The sequence below is a fragment of the Stieleria sp. genome (genome assembly GCF_041595215.1).
In the GTDB taxonomy this organism is placed as follows: Bacteria; Planctomycetota; Planctomycetia; order Pirellulales; family Pirellulaceae; genus Stieleria; species Stieleria magnilauensis.
The window spans coordinates 1-3,871 of sequence record NZ_JBFHKV010000851.1; the positions used below are offsets into that span (position 1 = coordinate 1).

A 3,871-nucleotide genomic window follows, 5' to 3' on the forward strand; every position below is an offset into this window, starting at 1 on the left:
CCCTCCGGTTCCTCATCGTTACCGAAACACCGGAGGGCTCGCGCCCTACCGCTAAGAAATGCTTTCCACGTTACGTGGCGCTCCCGCTCCGTCGGCTAACGATCGGTGGACTTAGGAATCATTTCCTCGCCCCGCCAGTGACAGCCCGTCTCCCTTTTCCCGATCATCGAAAAAGAATCCCATGTCAACACCACGCCTGCTCGCCGCCCTACTCGCAATCGCCATTGGTCCAACCGAATTGCTCCACGCCGCCGAACCACCATTCGATGTCGCCCCGCAAAACAGCGATCTGGTGGTGGATCAAACGTTCGACGGGCCGCTCGGTGACAAGTGGCACATCAACACCGGATCATGGACGGTGGCCGACGGCGTGCTGCAGGCGAAGGAATTGCCGGCCGATAAACATGCCGCCGCGGCCCGCTACACCGTCCAGACCGACAATGCCGTCTACCAATTGGGTTTCAAAATCTCCGACGGCACCAAGGCCTTTCATTTCGGATTCGATCCGGCCAAGGGAGAACTGGACAAGAAAGGGCATTTGTTTTCGGTCATCGTGTCGCCCACCGGCTGGCGGATCATGAAGCACGTTGACAAGAATCGTCCCCAGGAAGATCCCAACGAGGTACTCGCGTCCTCGGACACCGCGGTCGAAACGGATCGATGGCATCAATTGCGTGTAACGACTTGGGGACCATACGTGACGGCGACTCTGGACCAAACGCAGCTCAAGGCGTCACACCCGACGTTTGGGGTGAAGAAGCCGACGCTCGTCTTCCGTTGCGCCGGGGACGGTGTCCAGATCGACGACGTCAAGGTATGGAACCAACGCAAGTGACGACATTCGGGATGCGGGATCCATTTAAAAAAGCCAGCGATGGGGATCCCATCATGAGTGGGGCAAACTCATGCGGGCCACCATCGCTGGCTGGATCGATTGTGCGATGTCTGTCAACATTATAAGAGTTCCGCAGCAGCCTCCGCCACCAAATTCTTCCGGTCACCGTGAAGGGAAAACCGGGGAAACGCTGGACGGCTCAGGCCCCTGCAATCTCACCGACGGGCGCAAGCACACCCGTCCAATCTACATCTCCCGGCGCCCCGCGTTTTCCCCTCATTGAATTCCTGGAAAATCCAAGAATAAAATCGGACGCCGTACCGTCACTTGATCAGACGTCGTCAAATTGATCCTCGCCACCGGCCTGCGACGATCGCAATCAGTTTCCGCAGCAGCGAAATGCGCTCCCGAACTGCAGAACCCAGTGCACAAAACCCAGCAAGCAAAACTCGGTACACTGTTGTCCATGCCCTGTGACCAGAAAGACGACAGCGATCAAGACAGTGTTTCGGAGTGGATCGCCGACATGAAACGAGGCGACTCGATGGCCGTCGCTTCGTTATGGGAGCGTTATTTCGAGCGGATCTGCCAATTGGCGGACAAAAAGCTTGCCGGAGCGTCTCGCAGCTTTGTTGACGAACATGACCTCGCCATCGGGGCGATGCGGGCGATTTGGGAAGGCGCTCAAAAGGGCCGATTTCGACGATTACAGAATCGAGAGGACCTTTGGCAACTGTTGGTCGTGATCACCAAACGCAAAGCGGCCAACGTGCATCGCGATCAACATGCGTTGAAACAACGTCGCGGCCGCAGGAGTGACTTTCACCCCAGCATTTTGCTGGACTTCGTCGAACTGATCGAATCGCCGCCGACCGAAACGCTGATCGACCAGATCCCGCTATCCTGCCGGGAATTGCTCTCGCGGCTCAATGAGCGAGATCGCGAGATCGCCTTGATGCGATTGGCGGGGCATTCGAACCGAGAAATCGCCGTCGAGCAGAATTGCAGTGTCGCGACGGTGGAGCGTCACTTGCGGAACATCCGCGAGGTCTGGTCGGATCACGATCCGAGTTTGTGACCGCCGCGCCGGCAGGCCGCCGGCAGGCCGCCAGCCGAAGCGTTTCAGCCCGTTTCTCGGCAATAAAGTTTGCAGAAATGCCATTTGGCGGGTATCTTAAAAGCCCCGAAAACAGGTGCTTACTTATCCATCGATCGAGCTATCCAGGCGACTCGAACGACTTCACCGCGGCGGGTTGAGGGAACCAGGTTGATGAGCACATCGGTCAACGCGGGCTATTCGACGGGATCTGCAGCGACTGCCAGCGGACTGATCCGTCAGTTATGCGAGGAAGACCCGCAGGCATGGGCGAGGTTCGCTGATCTCTACGCACCGATGGTGTATCGCTGGTCGCGCCGCGCGAACCTGCAGATGGCTGAGGCCAGGGATCTGACCGTGGAGGTCTTTCGGGTGGTCTCCACGCGGCTGTCCACGTTTACGCCCACCGGTGTTACCGGCAGCTTTCGCACCTGGCTGTGGGGAATCAATCGTCAGGTCTTACGTCGGCATTTCGAACGCCTGCAGACGGAACTTGGTGATCAAGCCGATCCGACGGCGGACGTTTGGCGGTGCAACGTACCGGAGATGCTCCGTTGCGACGCGCCGCCCGACGAAGAGGAAGTGAGAAAGGGGCTGGTGTTCCGAACGCTTCGTATGATCCGCGATGACTTTGAAGAGACGACGTGGCAAGCATTTTGGCGGACCACGATCGAGAATCAATCGGCAACGGATGTCGGACGCGACTTGGCGATGACCGCGACAGCCGTTCGCCAAGCAACGTATCGCGTCTTGTGTCGGATGCGTGAAGAAATGATGGAATGAGCGACGCCCGATGACCGCTCCCGATGATTCCGCTGAAGAATTCGATCGCGAACTCTCCTTGCTTCGCGAGTTGAGCGACTGGGAGGGTGATCCGTTTGAACTGGAAACCGGCTGCATCGAATCGGTCTCCAAAGTGCGGTCGTTATCCACCAAGCATGACGATGCCGAAGACGAAGACGTCGCGACAGTCATCAGTGACGCCGTCGGGGATTCGCTTCCCTCCTTGAAAATCGGTCCGTATCGATTGCTGGGCAACCTTGGACAGGGAGGCATGGGGCGTGTTTTCAAGGCGCGGCACGAACGTCTCGATCGCATCGTCGCGCTCAAGGTGCTGACCGCTTCGAAACAAGAACGATCGGCGATCAAGCGACGGTTTCGCCGCGAGATGAAGGCACTGGGCAAGATCAGTCATCCCAACATCGTCGCAGCGACCGATGGCGGCGTCCGCGACGGTATCCAATTTCTAGCCATGGAACTCGTCGACGGGGTGACGTTTTCCCAGCTGCTGCGTTATTGCCGACCGCTGGCGATCCCGGACGCTTGTGAACTGGCTCGACAGACGGCGATCGGCTTGGCAGCGGCGCACGAGGCCGGACTGATTCATCGCGATATCAAACCGTCCAACCTGATGCTGGCGTTGGATCACGGGGGCGCCCCCGTTGTCAAGATTCTGGACTTGGGGTTGGCCTCGATCTGTGACCCCAACGCCGACCGTGACGAGTTGACCGCGACCGGCCAAGTGATCGGAACGCTGGAGTTTATGTCGCCCGAACAGGGGCTCAACAGTCGCGACGTCGATTATCGCGCCGATATCTATTCACTCGGTGCGACGTTGACAAAGTTGCTCTGTGGCAGGACGCCGAGCAAAGCGAGCGCTAACAAGACAGCCGTCGAGCGGGCGGTCGCGTTGACCACGCAGGACGCGCCCTCGATTTCAACGATGCGGGATGACCTGCCGCCACAACTGGTCGCCCTGATCGACCAGATGGTCCGCCGACTGCCGGAACAGCGGCCGGCAGATCTGAACGAAGTCGCGGATCGATTGCAGCCCTTCGCCCAGGATCATCGGCTTGCCGAATTGCTCGTCGCCTGTCCCAAGCCGAGCATGTCATCGACCGGGCCGATCAGCGAGGTGGAGCGGATCGGACCGGCCAGCG

At 59.0% G+C, this 3,871-nt stretch carries 4 protein-coding genes; all 4 read left to right on the forward strand.

The genetic code is table 11. The features are described from left to right. The first annotated feature begins 181 nt into the window (after positions 1-181). A complete protein-coding gene (locus ABX749_RS25160; protein ID WP_372898424.1) occupies positions 182-835 on the forward strand; it encodes a hypothetical protein in 654 nt (217 codons plus the stop codon). A gap of 424 nt (positions 836-1,259) precedes the next feature. Continuing rightward, entirely contained in the window at positions 1,260-1,913 is a 654-nt protein-coding gene (locus ABX749_RS25165; RefSeq protein WP_372898425.1) for an ECF-type sigma factor, read from the forward strand. 192 nt (positions 1,914-2,105) lie between these two features. Beyond that, on the forward strand, positions 2,106-2,714 hold the full coding sequence (locus tag ABX749_RS25170; protein WP_372898426.1) for an RNA polymerase sigma factor: 609 nt from the start codon (positions 2,106-2,108) through the stop codon (positions 2,712-2,714). 10 nt (positions 2,715-2,724) lie between these two features. Further along, positions 2,725-3,871: serine/threonine-protein kinase (locus ABX749_RS25175; RefSeq protein ID WP_372898427.1), on the forward strand; the 1,147-nt coding region annotated here is incomplete at its 3' end.

Bases quoted from the DNA above. Each gene is read 5' to 3' on its own strand.
- ABX749_RS25170 (WP_372898426.1), top strand. From the start codon at position 2,106: ATGAGCACATCGGTCAACGCGGGCTATTCGACGGGATCTGCAGCGACT.
- ABX749_RS25160 (WP_372898424.1), top strand. From the start codon at position 182: ATGTCAACACCACGCCTGCTCGCCGCCCTACTCGCAATCGCCATTGGT.